The sequence below is a fragment of the Halobacillus alkaliphilus genome (assembly GCF_900113125.1).
GTDB classification, from domain to species: domain Bacteria; phylum Bacillota; class Bacilli; order Bacillales; family Halobacillaceae; genus Halobacillus; species Halobacillus alkaliphilus.
The window spans coordinates 1-5,714 of record NZ_FOOG01000082.1; the positions used below are offsets into that span (position 1 = coordinate 1).

4 protein-coding genes are annotated in these 5,714 nt (G+C 46.4%); 1 reads left to right on the top strand and 3 read right to left on the bottom strand.

Annotation, left to right across the window (positions count from 1 at the left end; translation table 11 throughout):
- Positions 1-759: 759 nt before the first annotated feature.
- Together BMZ06_RS20150 and BMZ06_RS20155 are read right to left on the bottom strand one after the other, a co-directional pair.
- Complete coding sequence (locus tag BMZ06_RS20150) at positions 760-2,787, bottom strand: iron ABC transporter permease (protein ID WP_089755011.1); 2,028 nt, start codon at positions 2,785-2,787, stop codon at positions 760-762.
- 5 nt (positions 2,788-2,792) lie between these two features.
- Positions 2,793-3,824: an ABC transporter substrate-binding protein gene (locus BMZ06_RS20155; RefSeq protein WP_089755013.1), complete on the bottom strand. Its 1,032-nt coding sequence runs from the start codon at positions 3,822-3,824 to the stop codon at positions 2,793-2,795.
- Positions 3,825-4,110: 286 nt separating this feature from the next.
- On the opposite strand from BMZ06_RS20155, the gene BMZ06_RS20160 reads away from it, so the two are divergent.
- The gene (locus BMZ06_RS20160; protein WP_089755015.1) at positions 4,111-5,244 is read left to right on the top strand and encodes a zinc-dependent alcohol dehydrogenase; all 1,134 of its coding nucleotides are present in this window, start codon (positions 4,111-4,113) and stop codon (positions 5,242-5,244) included.
- Positions 5,245-5,496: 252 nt separating this feature from the next.
- Here BMZ06_RS20160 and BMZ06_RS20165 read toward each other — a convergent pair.
- A partial coding sequence (locus BMZ06_RS20165) for a group II intron maturase-specific domain-containing protein (protein ID WP_089755016.1) occupies positions 5,497-5,714 on the bottom strand: 218 nt, incomplete at its 5' end.

Sequence of the window (5,714 nt, forward strand, 5' to 3'; positions counted from 1 at the left end):
TGTGGTAAGCTTCCTCAGGCTTCGCCTTCCGGGATCTTACCGATCATGTTCATCCCACTCTTACACTTTTATAAGAGTTAAGCATAACTCATAATATAAACGTCAGCGTGAGCTATCCAGCTGCAGCACCTAGCGTCTAGTGAGACTTCCCTCACTTCTGTGCGATAAGTCAACATCGAATCACTCCGCTCTTCGTGTTTCCTTTATCTCCGCCAGCTCAGTCCAGTCCATACGCCGCTGACCAAGGTGCTTCCGCTTATAAGATAGGAGTCTACATCGTCCCCCTCCGGACCTTGCCATGTGTAGAGCTCGAAATCTTCTACGAAAGCGTCTGCTCAACGAGTAAGGGGAGCCTGGAAGCACTACTAAATTTCTAGCATGTCACAGTGTAATCACCTTGATATATAAGCATTTAAGGCTGATACAGGACGCTGACTTCTCTTATGGAAGGGTCCGTTAGCAGATATCGTTGGGGTGGCGAAGGAAACGACGAGACTCCCACGGGAGAAGGAGCTAGGCGAGACCCCACAGGGAGTGAAGCGACCGAGGAGGCTTGCCAGTTCCCCCGTAGGAAAGCGAGTTGTTTCCGTAGCCCGTCCCTCTCTATTTTAGTAAAGGACCCAATTTATCTCGAGACTGAGTCTTACACCATCCGGCCCTATTGTGGAATAAGCATCTGTATATCATCAGTAACGCTTAATAGACCTTAAAAAGCCTTGCCTTGATGGAAATAAAACCATCACGGCAAGGCTTTTTTTGTCAGGCAGCGCGCTTCTTCATCAGCCATAAGAAGTACGGGGCACCGATAAGAGCAACTAAAATCCCGGATGGAATTTCATTCGGGGCAAGCAGCGTCCGGCTGAATAAATCCGCGACGAGCAGAAGCAATCCCCCGAGCAGCATGGTTACAGGCAATAACTTCTGGTTGGCGCTACCGACCAGAAGACGCGCCACGTGCGGAGCAATTAAGCCAACGAATCCGATCGATCCGACAGCAGCGACACTGCACGCCGCAAGCAGCGTGGCGATCATGGCCATTTGAAACCGGACTGACCTCACACGAAGTCCAAGTCCTTTTGCTGTATCATCCCCTAAAGACAGCACATCAAGTGTCTTAATATAAAAGATGAGCAGCGGAACAAATAAGATGACGGGCCATAGGAGGTACTGCAGCAGCTGAGACCATCCTTTTGCGTAAGTTGTGCCGGATAGCCATGTTAAGGCAGAGGCAACACCAAGATCGGCCTGCACCACCAGAATCTGAATAATAGCCGATCCAAACGCAGAGACCCCGATTCCAAGCAGAGCGAGAATCGTAGGCTGGAATTCAGCTTTGGCACCGAGGCCCATGACGATTAAGAAAAAGACAAACGCACCGATCATGGCTCCGACAGGGATCCAGACGGCAGAGACACTGAATACGTACATAGTCATCAATGCCCCAACCCCTGCACCGGAAGTAATTCCAATAACAGACGGATCGGCAAGCGGATTTCGTAGTACTCCTTGAAAAATCAGACCGCTGACCGCTAGAATAGCACCGCTGAATACAGCTACAAGGGCTCGAGGAAGTCTCAAGTTAAGAATAAAGTTTCGAATAAATTCATTGGAAGAACCAAAGAATGCATCCCAGGCAACAAGCGGTTCAAATCCGTAATTACCAGAAGACATACTGATGAGTATCGTCAGGATAATAACCGCTCCAAGCATGGGCAGAAGTTTTCTCAGTGAAAGATTAACCGCTCCGCTTCCTGCCATAATGGTACCCGTATCTCCACTTCCCTGGCTTTGCTTCATGCGCATAACGAGCCAGATGAGCCACGGAGAACCAATCAGTGCGGTAATCGCCCCGACGGGTAGCTCAGAAAACGATGGATCAATAATTCTTGCAAGTATATCCGCAAGCAGCAGTACATTGCCTCCCCATAAAAAGGAGCCAATTATGAGCGGTATATGCGAGCGGTAACCGATTAATTTAATAATGTGAGGCGCCACTAAACCGACGAACCCGATCGGACCGACAACACTGACGGTCACACTCGTCAGAAGTACCGCTGCGAGAATCGTAATCAGCTTCACAACGCGGACATTCTGGCCAAGAGCGGTTGCTACATCATCCCCAAGCGTGAGTGTGTCCAGTTTTTGCGAAAAAATAAAGGCCGTCAGCATACCCGCAGCTATTAAGGGAAGAGAAAACTGGACGCCGTCCCAGTTGTTTTGAATAAGTGTCCCAGACCCCCATAGAAAAAGTCCCTGCGTCTCGTTTTCGTAGAAAATCTGCAGCACGGACGTCAGCGATGAGAAGAGAAAGGTAACAATCATTCCCGCAAGCACCATGCGGACCGGGGTGGCGTTCCCCGCTCCTGACAACAGGTAAACGGCTGCAAATGTTAGAATTCCGCCGACAAAGGCCGTAACGATTCCATTCGCAAACATAATAAATGGAAAGAAAATCGTGGTCAGAACCACGGCAAAATAGGTACCCGAATGAATGCCAAGGGTACTCGCTGAAGAAAGCGGGTTCTTCGTCACCGTCTGCAGAATTACACCTGAAACTGCAAGCGCACCGCCGGCCAGAATTCCCATGACAGCCCTCGGCATCCGCAGAATACGAACAGTGTGATGTTTGATCGTATCCTGTGGATGAAAGAGCGCATCTACGACGGTCCCGAGAGGAATCGACACGTTTCCCTGATTAATATGTATAAACGTTAATAAACATAATAATGCGGTCCCACCCCCGAAGGTGAGAACCGCGATTATTGTTTGTTTTAAGTTCAAATTCATAAGCTTCACTCGCTTTGGTTTTCGTTCAGCATCGCATCGGTTACTTGCTTCGCTAGTACTTCAGCCGATAGTGGCCCACCGAAGGTCCAAGTATCTCCCGGCATCTTATAGGTGCGATCTTCCTGAACAAATTTAAGGTCTTCCCAGGCAGGATTGCCTTTCAGTTGATTCGTGAAGATATTATCTTCTTCCTGCACAATGTAGAAGAAATGAGCATCCTGATAATTCTGGAGAGTCTCTACGGTTGTGGAGGTGTATCCGTAAACCTCAGTTTTGTCTGGTTGATGAGCGTTTTGCAAACCAATGTTCTTCATCACTTTTGAAACAATGGAATTAGGTGTGAAAAGTCTCAACGTTGGTGTGTTCTGGGATGTAAAAGCCTGCGTCATTACATATTCAGAATCTTCTTTACCAGCTTCTGTGATGCGGGCCTGCTGATCACGGAACGTCTTTTCCATGTTCTTGACAACTTTTTTAGCTTTGTCTTCCTTACTCGTAATCTTGGCTACCGTATTAAACTCGTCCAGCATATGCTGGTACTGGTCTTTCGCCGCTTCCTCGGAATAAGGGGCAAACATAACGGTCGGCGCAATATCCTCCAGTTGATCCGCGATTGCCTCGTGGCGGAATTTCACTCCGATGATTAAGTCGGGATCCAACCGCGAAATGGCTTCCAGATTCGGCTCCTGGCGTGTTCCTACATCTTCAACCGAATCGCTTAACGATTTACCTGCATCGACCCACTTGCTATAGCCGTCCAGATCGGCAACACCCGCAGGCTCCATTCCAAGCGCCTGCAGATCTTCAGCGTACGTCCATTCGAGAACTACAATTTTCTCAGGAGTTCCTTCGATCGTTTTCTCTCCCATTGCATCCTCAATATTTACCGTGCGCTGCTCCTCTTGTTCTTCTTCCTTCGCTTCTTTGGACTGATCTCCTGAGCCTTCAGAAGCTTCGCCCCCTTCATCTGCACCATTTCCGCAGGCCGTTAACGTAACAACAAGTAACACAAGAATAAGCCATCCTATTTTTTTCATGTACTTTACATCCTCTCTTTTTAACCCTTCCAACCTGAGCCGGTCTACAAACAGACTTTAATTGATAAAGATTCTCATTATCATGATACTACCAATCATATCGAAGCCCTACCCCGCTGTCAATGGTAATGACGTTCGATTCAACCGTTATTTTCTTATCCACTAACTGTCAGATTTTCAAAGGAAGATGGTTATGAGTTTTTAACCTTAAAATTAGACGGAATGAAGACTTCATAGGAAGGTCAAACTAACAGGGTTAAAAGTATAAATAGAGGTGAGTTAAATCATGAAAGCTGTTACCTACCAAGGGAAATACTCAGTTGCAGTCAAACAGGTTCCCTTTCCAAAAATAGAACACGAAGAAGATGTGATTATCCGGATTACTTCAACTGCAATATGCGGTTCGGATCTGCATTTATATCAGGGGAATTTCCCTCTTCCAATTGGTTACATCATTGGACATGAACCCATGGGAGTTGTTGAAGAAATCGGCCCTAAAGTAAGGAATGTAAAGAAAGGAGATCGCGTTGTCATTCCATTTACAGTGGCTTGCGGGCAGTGTAGTTATTGCGACTCTCATCGTGAAAGTCAGTGCGATCATGCGAACCCCCATTATGATTCCGGAGGGTATTTTGGGTATAGTGAAAAGTTCGGAGATCACCCTGGAGGTCAGGCAGAATATCTACGTGTACCTTTTGGAAATTATACCCCCTTTAAAATTCCAGAGTCCTGTGAATTAGAGGATGAGTCCCTTCTATTTCTCTCTGACGTCCTGCCGACAGCCTACTGGAGTGTAGAAAATGCTGGTGTGAAATCAGGAGATACGGTGATCGTTCTTGGCTGTGGTCCTATTGGTTTGATGGCGCAGCAGTTTGCCTGGCAAAAAGGAGCCGAACGGGTAATTGCTGTTGATTATATCGAAAATCGTCTCCTACATTCCAAAAGAATGAATCAAACGGAAATCTTTGATTTCACCCAATATCCGGATATGGGGGAAACATTGAAGGAAATTACGAAGGGTGGCGCCGATATTGTCATTGACTGTGTAGGTATGGACGGCAAGAAATCTCCATTGGAATTCGTCGAGCAAAAATTAAAACTGCAGGGAGGAACGCTTGGTCCTCTTCAAGTAGCAACAAGAGCTGTGAAGAAGTGCGGAACCGTTCAAATCACAGGCGTGTACGGAGGAAATTATAACCTCTTTCCTTTAGGTGCTTTCTTTTCACGGAACATACAATTAAAAATGGGACAGGCTCATGCACGTTCTTTTATGGAACCCCTTTACAAACAAATTGTTCGTGGTGAAATTGATCCAAGAAAAATTATTACTCATGAAATGGCCCTGGATAATGCGGCTCACGGATACGAAATTTTCAACAAAAAGGAAGACAATTGTATTAAAGTGGTGCTGAAACCCTAAGAAAATCAGCCGCCTTTCAGACCTTAAGATCAATAAAGGTTAAGCTCACGACACTGTAAGGCTCAGTTTCGAGATATCTAGTGAGAGAGTTAGGTCCTGCGGGGAATGACTCGCTTTCCGTGGTAGAGTAGAGAACTGATTTCAAAAGGGATTTCTCCCCTTTTACTTTCAGCTCCCCCTCATCAAACCGTACGTGAGGTTCTCCCTCATACGGCTTTCCGATGTTCTTCTTTCTTTGGCATTACGGTTACCCTACTTGGCTAAGCACACCAGTTGATACTGGGTTTGTTTCTTTACTTCCTCCAAATGACCATGAAGATTTCGGCGCTGTCTTTTCTTGTTGTTAAACAGAGCTAGACGTTTCAAAACATACCAGTCAATTCGATTCAGCCACTTCTTCGAGGCTGACGACAGACGATAATAGTTCTTAAACCCTTGTAACCTACGGTTCAAGCCTTCGACTAAATCGT

Coding starts and splice junctions, on each gene's coding strand:
- BMZ06_RS20150 (WP_089755011.1), bottom strand. CDS start 2,787: ATGAATTTGAACTTAAAACAAACAATAATCGCGGTTCTCACCTTCGGG.
- BMZ06_RS20155 (WP_089755013.1), bottom strand. CDS start 3,824: ATGAAAAAAATAGGATGGCTTATTCTTGTGTTACTTGTTGTTACGTTA.
- BMZ06_RS20160 (WP_089755015.1), top strand. CDS start 4,111: ATGAAAGCTGTTACCTACCAAGGGAAATACTCAGTTGCAGTCAAACAG.